This is a genomic window from Maribellus sp. YY47 (genome assembly GCF_023111095.1).
Taxonomy (GTDB): domain Bacteria; phylum Bacteroidota; class Bacteroidia; order Bacteroidales; family Prolixibacteraceae; genus Draconibacterium.
Map to the genome: position 1 here is coordinate 105,484 of NZ_JALGYW010000002.1, position 22,638 is coordinate 128,121.

A 22,638-nucleotide genomic window follows, 5' to 3' on the forward strand; every position below is an offset into this window, starting at 1 on the left:
ATGAGAAGATTCGTTATCATAATACTGATGCTGGTCGCGATCGTCGCGTGTGAACAGATTTACCATCCCGACCTGGAAGAAGTGGGCGACAAGCTGGTGGTTGAAGCAGCCATCAACGCCGAACAGAGTCTGAATACAATCAAATTGTACCGGTCACATAATTTTAACGCCGAAAATAAAACCTACCCCCCGGTAAGTGGCGCCGAAATCAGTCTTATAGACGATCAGAACAACAGCCAGGCTTTTTATGAAAGCGGAGTAGGAGTTTATCAGTTGAACTTTCAACTAAATAAAGACCGCACTTATTACCTTCATATTGAACTCGACGGAGAAGTTTACGAATCGGGAGTCCAGGCAGTTCCGGAAACGCCGACTATCGACTCCGCTTACGCTGACTATGATACCAATATCACCGTTTCGGGATCATCAAATTCCAAAGAAGATATTAAGGAAGATGATGGAGTTCGCGTATACGGCGATATCCAGAATCAGGGAAAATTAAACCATTACCGTTTTTACGCACGAAAAGTAATCCTCTATGTAAATCATTACGATACCGTAGTAGACGGAAGGGAAGAAACAAGGCCCATCTATTCCTGGAGATCGTTGTACCCTAACGGAATTTTCAATATAGCCGGCCCGCCGGAATACAGCACCAACAAAAGCATCACCGGGCATCCGCTCGAGTTTTTCACCATGAATTACTACGGAATTGTTTCTGACACCGTTCTTTTCAGCGGATGGATATACATTGTAGATCAATACGGACTGAATGAGGACACCTACAAATACTATAAAGATCTGAACAGCCAGTTGGATGCAGCGGGAAGAATCTTTGATCCGGTTTATATCCAGGTGAATGGAAACATTAAAAACCTGACGACTCCTGACGATGTTGTGCTGGGCAATTTTGAGATTTCGTCGTATGCCGAAAACAGATACTATGTGATGTACTACCGCAATTTTGATAAACTTACACTACGACATATTCCCAAAAATTTCACCATTCCCTTAAGAGGAGAGATAAAGGATGAAAAGCCCGACTTCTGGGATTCAATATATATGAATATCGAATGAAACAGCTAATTTGGATCATAACGGCTCTTATCGTTGGCTTCCCGTTGGGTTCGGAAGCACAGGAAACAATTCATCTGTTTCCTGACCGGAGTTCCTGTGTTTCGGGAGACACCGTTTGGTTTTATGCCGTTGTTTCCAATAATGGAAGTGAGAATTCGGGCAATATTATTCATATTCAGCTCGACGATCTGACCCAAAACCACATCACCAAAGTGTCGGTTGCCAGCGACAACAACTGTAGTTCGGGTTACCTGGTTGTGCCCGATTCGCTCTCGACCGGCATTTATACCTTGACTGCTTTTGCCAACATCCAGAAAAAAGAGACTTCAAGTATTTTCTACCCGCGTTATCTTGTCGTTTACAACCGTTTCGACAACAATATTTCGGAATTCAACATCCCCGTTTCGGAATTCAAGGAAGCGAAGTCTGAGCCAGGGATTTCCATCACGGCAAATCAGCCTTCAAACAACAGCAGAACAGTGGATGTAAAAGTGGACACCGATAATAATTTATGCCCCGATGCACTTGAAATGATCGTCACCGCCCGGTTACTCGATCCGTTTGCCGACCATTTCAGCGGGGAAATCGAAGCAGGTTTTGAAACCGCCAATCAGGAGCCGTTTATGCCGGTTCGCGAGAATAACGGAATTCTGATTACCGGCCGTGTAGTGCAAAAAGAAACGGAACATCCGGTTCAGAACACGCCGGTACTGCTAAGCATCGCCGATACTTTTCCGTATTTTGATTATTGTGTTTCGGATGCCGGGGGAAGATTCTATTTCTACATCCGAAATGCAGTAGGAAAAGGAAACATTGTTTTACAGGAAGTATCAGAACATGCCAACGAGAACCGGATTGAGCTTCTGGAAAACTATATCGAGACACAAAAAGCTCCGGTGACCCATCAGATATTAACCCTCCAACAAAATACCTTTGCATCCGACCTGGTAAAAGCGGCCTATTTTAACCGGATTTTTAAAGGCTTCCGGGCGTTTGAAACCGATTCATTTTCGATTAAACGGGAATTTACACATCCGTTTTACGGCCCACCAACCTTTACTTTTTATCCTGAACTGTTTATTGACCTGCCCGATTTCAGCGAAATCTCCCGCGAGATACTGCATGGCGTTCAGTACCGCGAGAAAAACGACGAGGTAACTATCCGGCTGTTTAATAACGGGAACAAATCTATTTTTAAAAACGAGCCCCTGAAACTGTTGGACGGGATACCGATTTTTAATCCCAAATTATTGTCAAAACTGAAAACACAGGACATCGACAAGATAGACGCGGTTTATTTTAAGAGATATTTCGGAGACATAAGTTTTGATGGCGTTCTGTCAGTTTATACCAAAAACAGAACATTGGGATGGGTTGAGTCAGTTCCCGGGTTAAACGTATTTAAATACACGTTTATTCAGCCACCGTTGAGCCAGGAAACGAATAAATCCATTCAAAAAAGCCCGAATTCTCCTGATTTCAGAACGGTTTTTTACCGAAACCGATGGACCGAAACAAGCAATAGTAAAAGCTTTAGCGTTGATTTATCGGATATAAAAGGCGACATGCTGATAGAAGTAATTGTCGTTTGTAAAGACAAGCGTATTGTTCAAAACCGGAAAGTAATTCATCTAGACTGAAAGCCATGCGAATACGATTAAAAACCATCATCACGTGTTTGCTGATTTTTGCAGCAGTTCATCTTCGGGCGCAACTCACAAACATTGGGTTCACGCTTTCAACTGAAGCGAATACCACCCAATACAAACTTTCCGGCAATCAGTTTTATCCCCTATACGTTCCCATGGGCTCAGAGTTTATGAACGACGATTGGCAAAAAGGATATGTAATACTCGAAAATCAGGACCGTTACGACAGTTTACATTTAAAGTTAAACACCTACAAAGACGAATTGATCTGGTTACACAGTCGATCCTCGTCGCTGGTTGAACTCGATAAGTCAACCATTCGTGAATTTGGTTTTTATTCAGAAACAGGCCTTCCGATGATGTTTCGAAAACTGGAGATGAACATCGTCCCGAAAGGCGATCATTATTTCAGAATGCTTTACAACGGGAAACTAAAACTTGTGATCTGGTTTAAAACAACAGAAGAAGAAGTGCCCGCCTATACCGACAAATACGGCTACATGCGAAATACAAATTTCAAAATGAGAAGCAATTATTTTCTCATTTTTCCGGACAACGATTTTGAACGGTTCAGGCTTAAACGCATGCCCTTTCTTTATCTTTTTGGAGAAAAGCAAAAAGAGGTCAGAAAATTACTGCGCAAGAACAAAAACCGGTTAATGAAGGAAAGCGACTTTATCAATGCCGTTCAACTGATTGATCGGGAATTTTACTAGGCTTGAATTTACCACAAGAAATATCAACCCCTCACACAACCGTTTCTTCAACATAGATTTTCAAGAGATTATTTTGTAACTTCTTTCTGCGTCTCAGGTACCCGGTTAGGATTGTGTTTGCCAGATATTAACGTCGGAAATGATCCGACTCATCCAGTAACTCGACGTTCTGCAACTCATTTCTCAAAATAAAATATCATGGAATGTTACATCGAACTTTGGAAAGAAAAGGATGCATGGAAACATCTTCCCAAAAATGAAAAGGAAAATTACCTGAACCAGATTGGTCCGCACATGACTGAACTGCTGGGCAAAGGTGTTGAAATTGTGGGCTGGGGCACCAACAAACCCTCAACCGTAAACCGCGTAGAATTTGATTTTTTTGCGGTGTGGAAATTTCCGGATGGCGAAATGATGGAAGAATTTGAAACAGCCATTGCAACTGCAGGCTGGTACACGTATTTCAGCCAGGTAAACGCCTCGGGAGAATTGGTTTCGCCGGAAGATGTTATTCGCAAAATGATCTACTAAATTGAATCCCATGAGCTAAATAAAACTGGCATTTAAACTTAACGATTCGAGATCGACCTTTTCCGGCTTTCTTACATCCATTCAACTTAAAACATCTTTTTGAAAGAATGTTGGACTTCGTTTTATAATTCACCAAAATCGTTTCTTTCCATACTGTTCCTGAAGGCGCCCAAATAACCGTGCTCCCCGTTCCCTAAAATTTGTGTCCTCCCCAAAAAATACAATACCGGAAAGGCAAAGGACTTCAGCCCGGTTGAATAATCCGGTACCGATCATCAAAATTCTTTTGTCCCAATAAAATGCCAACAAACAGAAACTCCAGGGCTCCTGAACTTTTAGCCATACCGAAAAACGGTAGTTAATCCTAAAAAAAAGAATGCTGATTGTCACTAACAAAAAAACGGGAAAAACGTGAAACTCTGCCGCTTTTTTGTATTTTAGTTCGGCATAACCAGCAAATAATCAACAAAAAACGAAAATCTGAAACCTTAATCATCTCTACATGAAACGACCATTTGCGATACTCTTAATTTGTCTTTTCGCTTTTTCGTGTACACAACCGGTGTGGGAAAAAAGCACTAAAGGAGTGGTAATTTATCCAAAGAATCCGAAAGGCCAATCGGCTAAAGCGCTGATGATTCTTCCACTGGGCGACGAAATAATTCGTGTCACAGCCAGTGCAACTACCACTTTTAGCGATGCACAAAGTTTGTCGGTTTTACCCGGATTAACGCCTGTAAATTATACCGTTGAAGAAAGAGACGGGAAGATTATAGTCGCTACCGCCAAAACCAAAGTGGAAGTTTCGGCTGAAACTGGCGCGGTTAATTTCTACGATGCGGAAGGGAAGCTCATTCTCCAGGGAAAAGAAGACGGAGGCACAAACTTTAAGGCCATGGAAGTGGATGGAGTGAAAGGCTACGAGCTACAACAGGTGTTTGAATCATCAGAAGATGAGGCGCTTTACGGGCTGGGGCAGCACCAGGCGGGAGAAATGAACTACAAAGGCAAAAACGAAGAACTTTTCCAGTACAATACAAAAGTCTCCATTCCATTTGTGGTATCTACCAAAAACTACGGAATACTTTGGGACAATTATTCGCTCTCGCGTTTTGGCGATCCGCGTCCTTACGGGCAAATCGACCAGTTTAAATTAATCGATGCTGATGGGAAAGAAGGCGGCCTAACCGCCACTTATGTTGATAATACCGAAACCGACCACGTTTTTCTGGAACGCAAAGAAGCCACCATCGATTACGAAAACCTGGAAACCATTGAGAATTTTCCGGAAGGTTTTAGTTTCGACCGGGCCAAAATTACCTGGGAAGGAAAACTCCAGCCAAAGGAAAGCGGCCTGTTTCATTTTCTTTTGTATTATGCCGGTTACACAAAAATCTGGATCGACGGACAACTTCTTGCCGATAAATGGAGGACCGCATGGAACCCTTCCGTGGCCAAGTTCCAAATCGATATGAATGCAGGTCAGGATTACGACATCAAACTGGAGTGGTACCCCGATGGCGGCGTTTCCTACATTGGGTTAAAAGCCTTGTCGCCGGTACCGGCCGATCAGCAGGACGATATTTCCTTTTACGCTGAAATGGGCGACCAGATCGACTATTATTTTATGAAAGGAAATTCGATGGACGACGTGATCAGCCGCTACCGAACCCTCACCGGAAAAGCACAGGTAATGCCGAAATGGGCGATGGGATTCTGGCAAAGCCGCGAGCGTTACAAAACACAGGATGAACTGTTAAGCACACTGGATGAATTCCGCAAACGTCATATCCCGATCGACAACATTGTTCAGGACTGGTCGTACTGGCCGGTTACCCAATGGGGAAGCCATGATTTTGATACCCTGCGTTTCCCCGATGCTGAAGGAATGATCAAACAGGTGCATGATAAGCACGCACGTATTTTGATTTCTGTTTGGCCAAAATTCTACCTCGGGACCGGGCATTACAAAGAATTTGACGAAAACGGCTGGATGTACCAACAGGCAATTAAAGACAGCATCCGCGACTGGATTTACCCCGGTTACATTGGTTCGTTTTACGATGCTTACAGCGAAGATGCCCGCAAATTATTCTGGAAACAGATCGATGAAAAACTGTATTCAAAAGGAATCGATGCCTGGTGGCTTGATGCAACAGAGCCCGATATTCTTTCGAATGCCAGCATTGAATACCGCAAAAAACTGATGAATCCAACAGCCCTGGGACCATCAACAAAATATTTCAATGCTTTTGCTTTAATGAATGCAAAAGGGATTTATGAAGGTCAGCGAGGGAAAAAACCGGTGGATCGTGTGTTCATCCTTACCCGCTCTGGATTTTCGGGAATGCAGCATTACGGAACCACCACCTGGAGCGGCGACATTGGCACTACCTGGGGCGATATGAAAGCACAGATCACCGCCGGAATCAACTTCTCGATGTCGGGCCTCCCCTACTGGACGATGGACATTGGCGGTTTCTGTGTACAAAAGAAATTTGAACGGGCGAAAGAAGGAAGCGAAGACATGGAGGAATGGCGTGAACTAAACACCCGCTGGTACCAGTTTGGAGCCTTTGCACCGCTTTTCCGAGTACACGGGCAATTCCCTTACCGTGAGATCTACAACATCGCCCCCGAGAAACACCCGGCTTACCAGTCGATGTTATACTACAACAAACTTCGCTACCGACTGATGCCATACATTTACAGCCTAACCGGCGCGGTTTATTTCGACGACTACACCATCATGCGCGGTTTGGCAATGGATTTCTCGGCCGATAAAAATGTGCTGAATATTGGCGATCAGTTTATGTTTGGTTCATCATTAATGGTTTGCCCGGTGACTGAATACAAGGCACGACAACGTGAGGTGTATTTTCCGGCAAATACGGGCTGGTACGATCTTTATTCGGGTGAATACCTTGACGGTGGCCAGAAAATGGTAGTAAGTGCACCGTACGAAAGAATGCCGTTGTATGTTTGCGAGGGTTCTATTATTCCTGCCGGACCTGAAATTGAATACACCAGCCAAAAGCCGGATGCGCCGATCGATATTTATGTTTATACCGGGAAAGATGGTTCGTTTAAACTCTACGAAGACGAATCGACCAACTACAATTACGAAGAAGGTAAATTCAGCGTGATTGCGTTTGAATACTCAGAAGCCGGAAAAACGTTGAAAATACTCGCTCGTAAAGGCGAATTCGAAGGAATGATCAAAGATCGTGAATTCCGCATCCACAAAGTTTCAAAAGAAGAAGCTTTACCATTCCTTTCAGAAAAAGGACTGGTGCAAACGGTAAAATATAATGGAGAAGAAACTGAAGTAATTTTGTAATCCTAAGGTTTAGTTGAATTAAAAAGAAACCCGGGAAAGCGAAAGCAAACCCGGGTTCATTATTTTATTAAACCTGATAGTCTATTACAAACGGTTGATCAAATCTGCTTTCCCTTCATTAACCAGTTTCAGGATTAGTTCGCCAAACAACGTATTTGCCCAGGCAAACCACGAACGCGTGAAGTTTGTTGGATCGTCTTTGTGGAAGGTTTCGTGCATAAAACCAGTGTCGGCATCGGTATTGCGAAGTGTTTTTACACACCACCCGATTTCCTTATCATCGGTGCTGGTCATCGCTTTCATGATGATACTCATCGGCCAAACCATGTCGTAACCTACGTGAGGGCCGCCAATTCCTTCGGCAGCTTTTCCTTTAAAGAAATACGGGTTGTCATCGCTCCACACCAGGTTTCGGGTGTTTTGATAAACCGGATCGTTACGATCGGTCAATCCCAGGTAAGGCAAAGCCAACAGACTAGGAACATTGGCATCGTCCATAAAAGTATGATTTCCGTAGCCATCCACTTCAAAAGCATACACTTTCCCATGACGGGGATGTTCCACAATTCCGTATTTCTCAATTGCCTTTTCCACCTCGTCAGCAAGGTCTTTACACTCTTTTGCAAAAGGTTTGTCGCCGGTAACTTCGGAACTTATTTCTGCCAACTGACGCAGCGAAACCACTGCAAACAAATTGGAAGGAATCAGAAAGCCATAAGTAGTGGCATCATCCGAAGGACGGAATGTTGAATTGATAAGCCCAACAGGTTTTAACGGACGACCGTAACCTCCGTTTGAAACGGTATCCAACTGACGATCGGTGGTACGCATAAAAACATACGGGCCATGATCTTCTTTGCGCTGTTGCTCCTTAAAGGTTTTTACAATCAGCTTGGCCGCTTTTTGCCAGTCGGCATCAAAAACAGAAGTATCGCCTGTAGTCTTCCAGTAGTTATAAGCCAAACGAACCGTGTAAGCCAGCGAATCAATCTCCCATTTTCGTTCGTGCAAACCCGGTTTCATGTCGGTATGATCGCTCATCCAGTGCACTTCTTCTTCCTTGGTTTTATTGAAAGCGTTGGCATACGGATCGAGTAAAACGCACTGAGTCTGACGATGAACCACGCCGGCCAGCAACTTTTTCAACTCCTTGTCTTCACCTGCCAGCGACATATACGGCCACACCTGTGCGGTAGAATCGCGCAACCACATAGCGTGAATATCGCCGGTAATTACAAAAGTATCGGGTTTGCCGTTTAACGTTCCGTGCTCAACTGTTGTGTCCAGCGTGTTCGGGAAACAATTTTCGAACATCCAGGCCAGTTTCGGATCTTTCAATTTAGCTTTCACCGAAGCGATTGCTTTTTCAACGGCCTCCGAAGTAAAATGCCTCTTCCCCGGTACCGGTCGATTACTTACATAATTCTGCTGAACCGAAGCTGCCCACAATTGATTGGTCCCGACGAGGGATGCCCCTGCGACCGCAATGGTTCCTTTCTTTAAAAAATCTCTTCTATTCGTCATTCGTACAAAATATTTATTCGTTTTTTAGTTCCTCTAAATTTGCCCAAATTTCCACCAAACTTACCTGATCCAGCAACCATTTGTACTGATCCTCCTTTTCTCCTTTCCAATCCTTGCTAAATAGTCCGTTACTACTTCGAAGCGAGGCCCATAAATGATCGACGTTATTCTGAAAAACGTTGAGGTATTCCGGATTCTTATCTACCTTGTACAATTCGCAGTACCCCCTCATTAGAATGGCATTAAACCAGTTGCCTGTATTTTTAAACAGTTTGATTTCCTCACCATTTGGCGTTTCAAAATCTTCGGTAAAATACCTTATGGCCGATTGCGCAACAGCACGTGCATCAGCAAGAAAAGCTTCTTTTTGGGTTGCATTATACAACAAAACGGCCGCCTGCAACATTTGTCCGCTGTTGTAAGTGTATTTCCGGTGATCTATTTCTCCGTTAAGCTTAATATTATCAAAATACAAATGATCGTTCGGATCTTGTAAGGTAGACTTGGTCCAATCGTAAATTTTTTCTCCCCAAAGCAGGTAATCCTTCTCATTGGTGGCATGGAAAAGCTTTAGCGCCAACACCGCTGCAGGAGCATTAGAGCATGTATTTTTTGACTTTTTCTTTTGCTCGCACCAATAAATCCCACCTCCTGCCTTGTCGTCCCAGCCACTGATTACAAACTCCCAAATTTCTTTTGATTTTGAAAGAAATTGTGCATTGTGAGTAAGCTCATAAGCTTCCAAAAAATCAATTCCAAGCCATATATTATCATCGTAAAAACGATCGCTCATGCCTGCTTCCTTTATATATGACTGGTAACAGGACGGTTTTCTGTCTGCATCGTAATAATTTTCGAGACCGGGCAAAACAGTACTTTCAAGCAAAGAACTGTATTCCCGGTCACCGGTGGCTTTCAGTAAAGCATTCACCGCAGAGAACAAGCCGGAAGTTGGCCAAAGATAAGCCACCCGTTTTCCTTTCACCGTATCTTCTCCCGCAAGGTAGGTGACTTTTCCGTCTTCCTTGTAGGGCCAGGTCTCCAGAAAGAGGTGATCGTGACCGGCATCATAATATTTCAGCACCAAATCCAGCGTTTGTTTAGCCCGAGCTGTGTTTTCCCCTTCTTTAGCATTGACTGGAGAAAAAAAGCTCATACACAATAATATGCCGGCGAAGAATTTTACCATTTCATTTTGCTTTTCTGGATTTTCTCAAATCCGGATAAAAAATCAAGTTCTGCTGTTGTAGTCCTCACCTTAACGACTGACGACTACATGAATTATTTTTCTTATACTTTACTCACTTTCTGATTGTTCCGCGGAACAATGGTTTTGATTAAAATTTACTTCCGATACACCGGAAACTGTGCAATTCGCAGTGTTGTGCAACCATACGGAATAAGTGTAATTTCCTCCTCGTTGTCTTCAACTATCCGGTAAGGCCAGGCAGGAGACGGCGTTTTCCCTGCCATATTTCGGTTTTCTGTCCAGATGGGCATTCTTCTCCCTTTGGTTTTTACCGTAATCGGAGCATTCTGTAAATTCCATGGATTGGGTTGAATGTCTTCCGAAAAATCAATCTGAAAATCATTGTCCTTTACAGTTTTTTCCCAAATCGCATAATTCCATGGCGATTTAGGAAGCACTTCCCAGAAAGTGTCGTCGTATCCTTCCTTGGTCACTTCGCGCCATTCTTCTTTTATTTTGAGGGCATAAACCAGCGGTCCACGCTCAATGCCCAGCGACATTTCGTGCCAGTAACTAAAGCGAAAATCCATTCCAAGATCAAGTTCAACCTTGTCGTCCGATTTCCATTCACGATCAAGAATAACAATTCCATTTTTTGCTTCAACCTGCTGAACGTTATTATTTATATTTAGTCTGAATGACTTACACCATTCAGGAATTCTTAAATGAAACGGGAATTTTACTGCGTTCTCACTTTCAACCGTAAACAGAATCTGCTCTTTAAACGGATAGCCTGTTTCTTCTTTGATTGTAACCAATTCACCATTTGCAACTTTTGCAGTTACCGTAGTCGGACCGTAAACCAAGGCCGCCAAACCATTGTCGGCAGTTGCATACCAGGTATTTTGAACAAACTTTGGCCAGCCCTGGTGCATATTGGTCAGGCAGCAGGGATAACCGGTAGTGGTTCCAAAAACGTTCCGTCCTTCGCGGTCGTTAAAAAAATTCCGCTCGTCGTCGGAGACCTTGATCTGGTTCACCTGCTGAAAATATTGTTTCCGCATATAGTCATCTGTACTTTGAGTCGGCAGCACGTTATACGCGATCTTTTCAAGGTAATCGGCATAATAAACATCACCGGTTATTGGGAGGATGTTTTCAAAACAGTACATCATTTCAACGGCAGAACACAATTCTGAGCCCTGTGTCGGATCGTTTCCATGCATGCGCTCATCGGCGCCGTACATTCCGTTTACAAAACCATGCACTTCTTTAATCGACGTCAGGCCTTTCTTAACCGATTCCAGGTATTTTTCTTCGGGATGTTGCTGGTAATAAATAATCGGTTCCTTCAATCCCTGAGCAACATTCACACAATGCAGATCGGGTAGCGGATTTAAACGGCGAATCATATCGCCGGCATAAACTCCGGTCCAGTCAACGGTTTGTTTATGAATAATTTCTGCCAGCTCCAGCAGAAACTTATCGCCTGAAATATTATAGAGCCAATAAACTACAGCGAGGTTATCTCCTCCCCTTCGGTTGGCCCAGAATGTTACATATCCCAACTCATTCTCGGGCAACATTTTCAGTTGGTAACGGAAGTAGTTAGTCATGAGCTTGATCACACGCTCATCGCCGGTTGCCGAATAATACTGCTGCAGCACTTTCAACATCACCATTTTGGGCCACCAGTCGTTACGCATTCCCTGTTGCGTCCCCGGAATCCGTTCATAATTCTCAGGCAATGGCCTTGGTCCGAAATAACCGTCTTCCTGCTGGTTGTTGATACTCCATTCTATCCATTTTTGCGCTTTGGCTTTTAGTTCGTCGTCATCGAGTAAGTATGCCAGTGGGACCAAACCATCAAGCCAGTAGGGGCCTCGCTCCCATCCATCTCCGGTTCCACCAAGCCAGCCGTTATTATCGCCGCACACAACTTCGTAAATACTGTCGAGGTGACCGGTTAAACCATCGGCTTGTATTTTCAGCATTTCCTGCAAAAAACCGCCAGCTTGAATGGCTCCGATTGGCAAAGCAGTATATGGTTGTGCCACCAATGGTGCCTGGTTCGTGATATAAAATGCGTTTCGTTTGTCCTTTGCCACAGAAACATAGGAAACACTTGCGATAGCCAGTGCGATTAATACATATTTTTTCATAGGTTTAATTATTTGGTTTTGTTCCTTTACTTCAGCGGTCGTGGAGAAACGCCTTCAAAAGTAATTTTCACCGGCTTTATCAAACCGTTTTCATCAAAGTACATGCGATCGATGCAGGTTTCGCGGTGGTTTCCGTCGGTTTCGCTCAAAGGTCTGCGATGGTAGACAATGTAATATTCATCGGTTCCTGGAATTTGAATCACCGAATGATGCCCGGCGCCTCTCGCCACATTCGCATCCTGTTCCAGTATTTTCCCGATTCGTTTAAACGGGCCAAAAGGTGAATCGGCAATGGCATAAGCCACACAATAATCGGGGCCGGTCCAGCCACCTTCGCTCCACATAAAATAATACTTTCCGTTTCGGATAAACATAAACGGGCCTTCCACATAACCTTCGGGAGTGATCTCTTTAAAAGTCACACCATCTTCAAAAGGAACAAAGCCGGTAAAATCATCCTTCATTCTTGCAATGTTACAATGCCGCCATCCGCCGTAAATCATGTAATACTGGCCGTCTTTATCGTGAAAAACAAACTGATCAATAGGTTGAGCGCCGTTGTGAAATTTATCGAGCAAGGGTTTGCCGAGATAATCTTTGTACGGGCCTTCGGGTTTATCGGCAACACCAATCCCGATTCCGCCTTCTTCGTTATCGTTTTGAATATCGTTGGCAGCAAAAAACAGGAAGTATTTTCCATCTTTTTGAACGATAGCCGGAGCCCACATCGCACGCCAGGCCCATTTCACCGCAGTTGTATCGATGATCCGTTCATGTTTTTCCCAGGTTACCAGATCCGTTGATGAAAAGCAATCCATAAAAATCTGGTCATTGTACGGGGCTGAATAAGTCGGATAAATCCAGTATTTGTCACCAAAAACAATTCCTTCGGGATCGGCATACCAACCCTCAAAAACAGGATTATTGTTGTTGCCAACCCTTTTCTGAGCTTCTGTTTTGACAGACAACAAACTCAAACAAAAAATCAATAATGCAAAATATTTCATATTCTTATTTTTAAATACTTTAAGTAGATTAAATAGAATCCTTGATATAATTCTTTCTTTTAATGCCCCCATCTCTTTCTTCCCCCAATTGGGAGAAGATGTCCGCAGGACAGAAAGGGGTCAAGCCTGATTCCAAGATGGTTATTCTTTATAATCAATCCAAACTTTCATCCTTCCCTCTTCACGGTTATCCCAGGCAAAATAAGGGATCAGCGTAAAATTCGTGTCACCGGTTTTTCCTTCGATCTCCAACATTCCGGCCAGTTTCCCGGAAGCTTTTGCGGTTTTCAAAGTACTGGTTTTCGATAATTCAATTTTATCCCAATTAAGGTTTGCCTGATCGCTTTCTTCCACACAATAAACAAGCGGCCCGCGTTGGATGGCACGTTTGCCAACGTTTGCTTCAACCCGCGGATCGGCAGCAACCACTTCCACCGGCATATCGAAAATCAGCGATAGTTTATCACCTTTTTTCCAGCTTCTGTCCAAAGTAACATAACCGTTGTCTTGCACAGTTACTTTCTGTTTTTTCCCGTTTAGTGAAAGCGAAAAAACTTTGCACCAACCCGGAATTCTCAAGTTTAAGGAAAAAGAGGCTTCCTTTTCCGGCTGAACTTCCATTTCTATATTTCCGTCCCAGGGATAATTGGTGTGCTGAACAAGCTCCAGTTTTGTAGTACCGACTTTCATCTCTGCAGTACTTCCAACGTACAGGTTTACAAACACTCCTTTTTCGTCGGAAGTGGCGTAAATATAACTGCCAACCGAGGGTAAAAAGCGCGAAACATTACTGGGACAGCAGGCACAGCCAAACCATTCCTGACGATGATGATGACCTTCGGATTCGAGCGGATTGACATAGAAAAACAGGTCGCCCTCGAGCGAAACGCCGGACAGAACACCGTTGTACATCGAGCGTTCCATCACATCAATGTATTTGGCATCCTGCGAAAACAGGTTCATCCGGTTGTTCCACAAAACCATTCCAATCGATGCACAGGTTTCGCAATACGCTTCCTTATTTGGCAGGTCGTAATCGTTTGAAAATCCTTCGTTCGAACCAGAACTCCCGATACCACCGGTAATGTACATGTTGCGTTCCACCACATCTTCCCATACCCGTTCGAGCGCGGCTACATATTCGGGCAGATCCTTCTCTGCAGCTACATCTGCCATTCCTGAAAACAGGTACATCGCGCGCACAGCATGTCCTTTTATATCCGAGATTTCAGCAACCGGAACGTCATCCTGGCAATAAGCAGCACCCCAGTGACTTTTGTCCCAGATGGCACCTTTCCCGTGACCGTGACCACGTTCTTCGAGCAACCAGTACGAAAGATTGAGGTATTTCTTGTCGCCAGTTTCGTGGTAGAGTTTTACCAGCGCCAGTTCAATTTCTTCGTGCCCGGCAACCCAGTGTTTTTTTCCGGGGCCAAAAGTGTTGATCAGATGATCTGCAAATTTGGTGGCTACATTTAAAAAAGTGGTTTTACCTGTAGCTTTATGATGAGCCACGGCGGCTTCAATCATGTGACCACCGCAGTACATCTCGTGTTTTTCCATGTCGGTCCATCTGTCCTCGGGATGGTTCAGTGTATAAAAGGTATTCAGGTAACCATCCGGTTGCTGGGCTTTGGCAATGTAGCTGATCCACCTATCAAGCAACGCTTCATGTTCCGGATTTGGATTATTGATCAGCGAATAGGCAATTCCTTCCATCGCCTTGTAAACGTCGGAATCATCAAAATAAATTCCCTCGTGTCCACCGTCCATTAAACCGGCAGCTTTTATAAAATTGTTGATGCGCTCGGTTGAATCCTGTGTTTGAGCGATACAGGTTTCCAACGTGGCGTTTGCATGTGCTTTTAAGCGTGTGCTCCAGAATTGATCGGTAATCTTTACCTGGATAAAAGGCACGGGCTGCGTGGAATAAGACTGTGCGAAAACAGGCACGCTCAAAAGGAATGAGATCAGTAAGCTTGCTAAATCTTTTATTTGTTTCATTTTTCAGTTTTATTGTTGGTTTAGGCCGTTGAATTTACAAATTACAACTGACTCCTTTCTTAATTCTCTTTGGTTGATGGTCCGTGAACGATCAATTTTCCATTGGCATCAATCTCCATCGGATCGATAAAGACCACACGTTCATCGCCTGTTTTTGAAGTTCTTCCGTGATAAACGCAAAGCATCGTTTCACCATCAGGCGCCAGAGTTACCGAATTATGCCCGGTGCCGGTTACCACACCGCCCTGGTCCACATTCTTTTGCAAAACCGGGTTGTTGTCGGCTTTTTTGAAAGGCCCGAGTGGTGAATCAGAAGTTGCATAACCTACGGCGTAGTTTTTCCCGCCAAAGTAGTTGGCTGAATACATGATGTAGTAAGTATTGTTGTTTTTAAACAGGTACGAACCTTCTGTCCAGCGGCGGTTTACCTCACCTGAAGTTACTGAACGGCTTTCCCATTCTGCCTGCTGATCATCCATTTCCACCGGGGGACGAAGCAATAATTTTGGTTCTCCGATAATTCCTGAAAAGTCAGGTTGAAGCTCCACTCCGTACACCCAGCTTTCTTCAATTGCGTCGAACATTCCTTTTTCGCGTGCCCAGTCGGCTACTTCACTTTCAACCGGATTTTTGTAGCAGCAACGCGAATAATACAGGTAGGTTTTTCCATTTTCAAACCAAAGATTTCCGTCGATAACCGGGTACCCCGGATCAAAAATCGGGCGATCCATCAGATCGGTGTAAGGTCCGGTTGGATTGTCGGAAACAGCCACTCCGATACGAAAATTTTCGAGTTCGTTGGTAGGATTCTCGCGCCAGTCGGCACTAAACAGCAAATAAAACTTACCGTCTTTTTCGTACAATTCAGGAGCCCAAAAATTGGCAATATTCCACGATTCATCCGTATTTCCCTGATAAATTCGTCCTTCGTCTTTCCATGTTTTTAGATCTGAAGACGAATACATTTTAAAACCGTCTTTTACGCCACCGGTTCCGATCATGTAGTACATTCCATCGGAAGCTTTCAGAATATAGGGATCACCAAACTCCACCGGCAGCGGATTATCGATGTTCAACTTCTCTTTGGCAGGTCGACAAGCTGTAAAAAATGTAAACAGTCCCAAAAGCAGGACAAGTGTAAATTTATTTAAACGGATTTGTTTCATTGTCAGATTAATTTTAGTTGACGTTTAAAAGCTACTATTAACGAATTCCTATTGAATGTGCCCAGTCTACCCACGCCCGATTCATTTCCTCTACTTTCTCCGGGTTTTCAGCCGAAAGATCTGTGGTTTCGGTATGATCAGCCGCCAGGTTAAATAATTCCCATTTATGATTAGGCAATGCCGACATCTTCCAGTTACCGATTCGAACAGCACGTCCCCCTTCGTGTTCCCAATACAGCGTATCGTGTATTGATTCTGTTTCATTAAAAAGCAGCGGCAACAGGTTTTTCCCCACGGGAGGAACAGCTTTCTGTCCGTTTATCGTTTCAGGATAGCTACTTCCGGAAAGCTCCAAACAAGTCGGCAAAATATCGATAACATGCGCCAATCCGCGGTTAATCTCATTTTCCTGACTTTTAAGCTGAGCAGGCCAGTGAACGATGAAAGGCGTGGCACTGCCACCTTCGTACGATTCCTTCTTCCAGTAACGAAACGGAGTGTTGGAGGCGCTAGCCCAGGCTGTTCCAATATAATTCCACGTAGTTTCGGCTCCCGGATGCACTGAATTGTATTCGATAATGGTAGAATCCCTTGTAAATCCGGGGCGGTCGAAACCGGGAGGATAGCCTCTTTCATAAGAAGCACCATTATCGGACAGCACAAAAATAACGGTATTGTCGTATTGCCCGGTGGCTTTTAACTTTTCAATGATCTGCCCTATTCCCTGATCAACCCGATCGACCATCGCCGCATGCACCGACATGCAAGCTGCTTCGTATTCTTTTCTTTTGCATTCTTCCCACTTTCTGCCCGAAGAATTTTCAGGAAGCGGATAAGTATCGCCATCAATCAACCCCATCTCCACCATTCGGTTATAGCGATTTTCCCTTAAAACCTCCCAGCCTTCGCTGTAAGTATCCTTATATTTTGCAATATCTTCAGGAAGTGCATGCAAAGGCCAGTGAGGTGCAGTGTGCGCTACGTACAAAAAGAAAGGTTTGTCATCTTTGCTATAATCGTCAATCAAATCAATTGATTTTTGGGTGATAAAATCGGTCATGTAAAAATCGTCAGGAACTTCTTTTATCGGCTCCTCGTTGTGTACCAGGCTAAAGGGATCAAAATAATTTACGACGCCCCAGATAACTCCCCAGTGCTCTTCGAAACCACGGTTGCACGGGTAATTTTCCAGCGGGGAAAACGAACCGTAATCCACCTGATGTGCCATCCAGCGCAATTGTTCCACCGGATCGTTCACCGGTTTTGTTTGCGAAAGATGCCATTTCCCGGTCATCCCGGTGTGGTAGCCATTCTCTTTCAGTACTTCCGCAATGGTAGCTGTATTCATGGCCAGATTCACTCCCATCCCATTTATTCCTGCCTCCTGCGGATATTGGCCGGTAAGCAACGACGCCCTGGTTGGGCAACATCTTGCACAGTTATGCATTTGTGTAAAGCGAACTCCTTCTGCCGCTAACCGGTCGATGTTGGGAGTTTGAATTTCTCCACCATAACATCCCAAATCCGAGTAGCCCATGTCGTCGACCATAATAAGCAGAATATTGGGGCGCTCATCTGCTTTCTTTGCCGGCACTGAACAAGCAACAACAAATCCTGTCAAGAATAATATCCAAAGTAGCCTATTCATTTTGCAAAGCTTTTTTGATTTCAACTTCTCCCGAAGGACGTTTTAGAGGAATTCCGGCTTTTATCGCATCTCCGAAATTGGGAGTGCCGTCTGAGTTCCAGGTAAAAGGCTGCATGCGCACGTCTCGGTTCCAGCCGGGTTCTGTTCCTTTTTTTGAATGGTAAATGATCCAGTCTTCGGTTCCGTCGGGCGATTTTACAAACGAAACATGCCCCACACCATAAACCGAATCGTTTCCTACGAAAACGGGACCTTTTTTTATCCAGCTTTTCGGATCGAGCGGATCGGCATCGGTTGATTTCAACTGCAACATGCCCTGGCGGTATTCTTTTAGCCACGATTCGCGGCACGAGTAAACGATAAATACCTGATTGTCGTGTTTTAAAACTTCGGGACCTTCATTCAGGTTAAGTGGTCCACCCGTTTCCCAGCTTTCTTCCGGCGACGAAAGCAACACTCTTTTACCTTTCAACGTGTACGGATTCTCCATCTCCTGAATAAATAAATGTTGCGGAGTGGCATCGGTATTCATTTGCTTTTGCCAACCCGACCAAACCGCGTACATCTTTCCTACGTGTTCAAACACAGTCATGTCGATGGCCCAGATATTTTTTGAAATATCGGCAGGATTATCACCGGTATTCAGCATCCCCATATCTTCATATTCACTAAAAACATCGGCTGTTTTGGAGCGCAAAACACCTGTTCGCTGATGAACGAAGGGTGGTCCCGAAACGCCGGCTGCATAATAAACGTACCAGTGTCCGTCGATAAAATGAATCTCGGGAGCCCAAATACAGGATTTGTTCCAGCCTGTATCAGGAGCACGCCATATTTCGCGTGTTTCACCGCGTTGGGTCATCAGCTTCGAACGCGACACTTTTATTCCGTTGTTGGCCGAAAAACAATAAATGTAATCGTCGCCCTGTTTTACCATCCACGGATCGGCACCGTTCCAAACCGGGTTGGTAAATGTACTTTTCACTTTTTCATGCTGATTTTCGAGTGTCGGTGTAAGTATATCATCATCAATTTTCATGATGGTTTTTCCGTCTTTCTCCTCAAATAAAACTTTCGCAATGTGCATCGTTCGCGGATGAATTTCGGTTTCGCTGTTGTGCGCATGAAAAACAATCCGAAGCTGTCCCTCTTTATCCTTAAACATGGCGCTGTGTCCCACTCCGACAAGATTCCCTGGCTTTTGGAGAATCGAGTTGTTTTCGTATTTCTTCCAGGGCCCTGTTACCTTGTCGGCAGTAGCAAAACCGACACCGTAAAACGGACTCTCGTAACTGTTGGCCGAATACGTCATGTAATAGGTCCCGTTGTGCTTCGTAACAAAAGCCCCCTCATTTACACGCGGCCATACTTCTTCCCAGGGCTGCGAAACATGGATGCATTTTCTGATGCTTTCCGGTTTGATGTTCAACAGATCATCTTCAAGTTCGGCCACACAGATGTTCAGTCCATCGTCGAAGCGATCGAAAAACAGATAAGCTTTTCCGTCGTCGTCAATAAAAAGTGAATTATCGATACACTTTTCATCTTCAAGCATCGGTTTCCGGACATCCTGCTTAAACGGCCCCAGCGGACTGTCGGCAGTAGCCACGCAAATGTGCTCCGCTGCCGAATAGTACATGTAAAATTTCCCGTTTACCTGATACACTTCAGGCGCCCAGAACCAATGGTCAGACCAAACGTCGTCCTTGTGAAGCGCAAGTCCGTCAGCAGCTTCAGCCGGAATTTTCCATGTTTTCAGATCATCAGAAACAAAAACAGCAATACCGTCTTTGGCATGAGTGCCGTAAGCGTAGTATTTTCCGTCATATAGCATGATAAACGGATCGCCAAAAGGGACGCGTGACTGTCCCTTTGCCGATTCAGTTAAGTGGCCTGTTACCACTATCAGAAAAATCAATATCAATTTTCTCATTTCGAAAACATTTCGAGATTGGAAAAACAAGCTGCTGAGTTTATTTTTCCAGCATCTTAATAAAGTAACCGCCAACTACCGAGCGAGCTTGAAAACCAACCTGAGTAGCAGTTGGTGTTTCATACCAGTCAGACATCGGAACGCGGTCGGGTGTTTCGTTTACATACAAATACACAGGATCGATGAATTTTTGGAAAGTCTCTGTGTCATCCGCCAAAGTAGCTGTCCAAACAATCCAGTCTGATTTTGTATAAGTTCTGCGGTTATCTAGTGGCAAACCGTATGTGTTTTGTTTGGTCAGGTAATAGGCAATTTCTGTTTGTGCTACTTCTTCCGGGAAAATATTCAGATCAAGCAATTTATCCCAAACCAGGTTGTACTTCTGGCTCCATGTTCCGGGCTGATCGAAAGTTAAACGATAGTGGTCTCCATCGTTCGCCATTTTTACCCATTCCTGCGCCATCTGTTTAGCTTGCGTGGTATATTTCTCAGCAATATCGGTTTTCCCCAGCATTTCGGCCAGTTTCCCGTAACCGGCAATTCCCATAATGGCTTTTACCGAGAGATTTACATTGTGTGCAAAGTGGCCTGCAAAGTCGTCGGTACAAAGCTGGTTTTCAGGATCCAGACCATTCTCCAACAGATAATTCGCCCATATTGTCAGTACATCCCAGTGTTTTGCAGCGTACTCAGCATTTCCTTCTACAGCTGCAATGGCAGTTGTCAGAATCAACATGTTCCCGGATTCTTCCACTGGCATGTCGCCACCATAGGTTTGTCCGTTAGCTTTCGGATATGTACCCACATCGTGCGCAGCAAAAGGTTTCGCCCATTTTCCACTTTCAGAATAATAGAAAATAGGATTGAGCATTCCTTTTAACAGCTCCGGATTGTATTTCAGGAACAAAGGAGCCGATGGATAAGTAACATCAACGGTTCCGATTGAACCATTGCTGAAGTTCTCTTTTGAAAGGAAAAGCGTGTTGCCTTCGGTATCTTTTACCAGTTTGTGTGCGGCAATCGACTGACGATAAGCGAGCAAACAAAGACGGGCATAATTTTCGCCACCGGCAGCCAGTGCTTCCTCGTAAATTTTTGCATCGGCGGCATCGCAACGATCCATGATGCTTTGGTAATCTTTTGCAGCTGAAGTCAGCGCCTGATCAAAGCTTACCTGCCCTTCTTTTGTCCACCAGGCTTTCAGGTTGGTTTCGAAATACTGAATCGATTCAATGTCATCGTAAGCCAGCATCACAAAACCAGAAGCAGGTTTAGCTGAAACTTTTCCGATGGCATCAGCACAAGCCAGCACCGGCATCGAATTCGACATTACAGCCGTAATTTTTTTCTGTGCACTTGCAATTTTACCATTTTCTGCAAAGGCTTTTTTCATGCCTGAAAAATCACCGATTGCAATTGTTTTATTAGTCGCTTCCTGAGAGGCGAGGTAAAAATATCCCCAGTCGATACGCACATTATCGCCTTTCTTCTGCAAAATGGGTTGCCCGGTGGTTCCTGTTTTGGCAAAGCTGATATTTCCGGTTTTGCCTGTTGTAACTTCCACTTCCTGGTTTGGTTCGTTCACCGCCCACTCAGGTGTTGTTTCAAAATAAACTTCCACATCATGAGATTGTCCATCGGTTGAAACCACTTCGTAGTTGATGTAATTTACCGGACGTGAAAGCAGATCCAGATCGTCCATCAATAAAGGCGAAACAAACTCAACCTGCAAATCCACCGGACCACAGGTAAAATCGTATTTGGTTTGCGTAGCTGTAATTTTCACACTGTTTTGAACGGCAGTTTGCGCAAAAACAGGTTTTTCATCGCTTTCCTTGAAAATGCCAAAATCGACATAAGCCAAACCGCCACGATCCCAACAGTGGGCAGCAATTGTATTTTTACCGTCAGCGTTTAACAAGCTTTTGTCAAGTTTCAACACCACATTACTTTTGGCGCGATTTCCTGTATTGATAATTTCTTTTCCGTTCAGGTACAATTCAAAATCGTCGTCGTGCGAATAGATCAGATACAGTTCGCTGTCGCTGTTTATAGCCGGCAAAGTAAATTCACGGCGCACCCAAATATGAGGTGTTGTCCACGCGGTACTGGTTTCGCCCGAGTTAGGTGTACCAAAAGCAGCCTTTCCGCTTTCCCACGACGCATCGTTAAAACCTGGTTTTTCCCAGCCAGAGGCAGGCTCTTTGGTCACATACTTTCCGTCCCAGGCTTCGTATTTGGCACTTGGCAAAACAGGCTGAAGCGGAATTTCTTCTTTCCCGAGGAAACGATAGGTCTGACCATCAACACGAACAGCGCCGATCAATGAATGATTTTTACCTGTCCAGTGTTTTACCGGCGTATCAAACAACTGGTCAGAAGTTGACCACGCACTGGTATAAGGATCGACCGTAATCAAAGGGTAAGCGGGAGCTCTGAAGCTCACTCCCTGCTCAATTTTAGCAGGTGTTGCGGCCGGCTGGCAGCTCTGAAAAAATACACCTGCCAGTATCAAAGCAAAACAATAGAAAAATATTTTGTTCATTTTTTTTGAATGATTTACAGGAAGAAAACTCAGCTTTAACTTCCCTGTTGAATTAATACTCGATCGTGGAATCAAAATGTTGGATTGTTTCATAATTATTAGATTCTGTTGGTTATTTTCTGGTTAAAAACGGCTAATCAGTTATCA

Annotated in this window: 14 protein-coding genes; 5 read left to right on the plus strand and 9 right to left on the minus strand. The window is 44.3% G+C overall.

Translation table 11 applies throughout. From position 1 onward, the window contains the following. The 5 genes from MR764_RS01955 to MR764_RS01975 all read left to right on the plus strand — a co-directional run bounded on the left by MR764_RS01955 (position 1) and on the right by MR764_RS01975 (position 7,313). Positions 1–1,077, plus strand: coding sequence for a DUF4249 domain-containing protein (locus MR764_RS01955; RefSeq protein ID WP_247977705.1), 1,077 nt, complete (start codon positions 1–3; stop codon positions 1,075–1,077). Continuing rightward, positions 1,074–2,717, plus strand: coding sequence for a hypothetical protein (locus MR764_RS01960; protein ID WP_247977706.1), 1,644 nt, complete (start codon positions 1,074–1,076; stop codon positions 2,715–2,717). Before MR764_RS01955 ends, MR764_RS01960 begins: the two co-directional genes overlap by 4 nt. Positions 2,718–2,722: 5 nt before the next feature. Further along, positions 2,723–3,442 carry a hypothetical protein gene (locus tag MR764_RS01965; protein ID WP_247977707.1) on the plus strand — a complete coding sequence of 240 codons (720 nt, stop codon included), beginning with the start codon at positions 2,723–2,725 and terminating at the stop codon, positions 3,440–3,442. A gap of 198 nt (positions 3,443–3,640) precedes the next feature. Next, positions 3,641–3,973 (plus strand): DUF6616 family protein, encoded by a 333-nt coding sequence (locus MR764_RS01970; RefSeq protein ID WP_247977708.1) that lies wholly within the window; start codon positions 3,641–3,643, stop codon positions 3,971–3,973. Positions 3,974–4,475: 502 nt separating this feature from the next. Further along, positions 4,476–7,313 carry a TIM-barrel domain-containing protein gene (locus tag MR764_RS01975; protein WP_247977709.1) on the plus strand — a complete coding sequence of 946 codons (2,838 nt, stop codon included), beginning with the start codon at positions 4,476–4,478 and terminating at the stop codon, positions 7,311–7,313. Positions 7,314–7,397: 84 nt separating this feature from the next. Here the strand turns inward: MR764_RS01975 and MR764_RS01980 are convergent, their stop codons facing one another. The 9 genes from MR764_RS01980 to MR764_RS02020 all read right to left on the minus strand — a co-directional run bounded on the left by MR764_RS01980 (position 7,398) and on the right by MR764_RS02020 (position 22,491). Further along, positions 7,398–8,837 carry a glycoside hydrolase family 125 protein gene (locus MR764_RS01980; protein ID WP_247977710.1) on the minus strand — a complete coding sequence of 480 codons (1,440 nt, stop codon included), beginning with the start codon at positions 8,835–8,837 and terminating at the stop codon, positions 7,398–7,400. A gap of 13 nt (positions 8,838–8,850) precedes the next feature. Further along, positions 8,851–10,026 (minus strand): glycoside hydrolase family 76 protein, encoded by a 1,176-nt coding sequence (locus MR764_RS01985; protein WP_247977711.1) that lies wholly within the window; start codon positions 10,024–10,026, stop codon positions 8,851–8,853. 155 nt (positions 10,027–10,181) lie between these two features. Next, positions 10,182–12,188, minus strand: a complete 2,007-nt coding sequence (locus MR764_RS01990; protein ID WP_247977712.1) for a beta-L-arabinofuranosidase domain-containing protein — start codon at positions 12,186–12,188, stop codon at positions 10,182–10,184. Positions 12,189–12,214: 26 nt separating this feature from the next. Then, positions 12,215–13,195, minus strand: coding sequence for a glycoside hydrolase family 43 protein (locus MR764_RS01995; RefSeq protein WP_247977713.1), 981 nt, complete (start codon positions 13,193–13,195; stop codon positions 12,215–12,217). A gap of 141 nt (positions 13,196–13,336) precedes the next feature. Then, the gene (locus tag MR764_RS02000; protein ID WP_247977714.1) at positions 13,337–15,199 is read right to left on the minus strand and encodes a beta-L-arabinofuranosidase domain-containing protein; all 1,863 of its coding nucleotides are present in this window, start codon (positions 15,197–15,199) and stop codon (positions 13,337–13,339) included. Between the two features lie 59 nt (positions 15,200–15,258). Beyond that, the gene (locus MR764_RS02005; protein WP_247977715.1) at positions 15,259–16,365 is read right to left on the minus strand and encodes a glycoside hydrolase family 43 protein; all 1,107 of its coding nucleotides are present in this window, start codon (positions 16,363–16,365) and stop codon (positions 15,259–15,261) included. A 37-nt stretch (positions 16,366–16,402) separates the two neighbouring features. After that, positions 16,403–18,013, minus strand: a complete 1,611-nt coding sequence (locus MR764_RS02010; protein ID WP_247977716.1) for an arylsulfatase — start codon at positions 18,011–18,013, stop codon at positions 16,403–16,405. Continuing rightward, positions 18,006–19,946, minus strand: coding sequence for a family 43 glycosylhydrolase (locus tag MR764_RS02015; RefSeq protein ID WP_247977717.1), 1,941 nt, complete (start codon positions 19,944–19,946; stop codon positions 18,006–18,008). The genes MR764_RS02010 and MR764_RS02015 overlap by 8 nt, the downstream gene beginning before the upstream one ends. A 40-nt stretch (positions 19,947–19,986) precedes the next feature. Beyond that, positions 19,987–22,491, minus strand: coding sequence for a DUF4965 domain-containing protein (locus MR764_RS02020; protein WP_247977718.1), 2,505 nt, complete (start codon positions 22,489–22,491; stop codon positions 19,987–19,989). Positions 22,492–22,638 lie beyond the last annotated feature (147 nt).